Below are 252 nucleotides of genomic sequence, written 5' to 3' on the forward strand. Positions count from 1 at the left end.
TCACTCCCGCAAGGGATTTTCAAACAGTGGCATACATATGAAAAAAACATTACTGGCAGCCGGTGCGGTACTGGCGCTCTCTTCGTCTTTTACTGTCAACGCAGCTGAAAACGACAAACCGCAGTATCTTTCCGACTGGTGGCACCAGAGCGTTAACGTTGTCGGAAGCTATCACACCCGTTTCGGACCGCAGCTCCGCAACGATACCTACCTTGAGTACGAAGCATTCGCTAAAAAAGACTGGTTCGACTT

Annotated in this window: 1 protein-coding gene; it reads left to right on the top strand. The window is 49.6% G+C overall.

What is annotated here, in order from left to right:
* Positions 1–37: 37 nt before the first annotated feature.
* Positions 38–252, top strand: a 215-nt coding sequence (locus B0E34_RS22920) for an outer membrane protein OmpK (RefSeq protein ID WP_165763044.1), incomplete at its 3' end; no start/stop codon positions are given.

Source organism: Chryseobacterium mucoviscidosis, assembly GCF_002177115.1.
Taxonomy (GTDB): Bacteria; Bacteroidota; Bacteroidia; order Flavobacteriales; family Weeksellaceae; genus Chryseobacterium; species Chryseobacterium mucoviscidosis.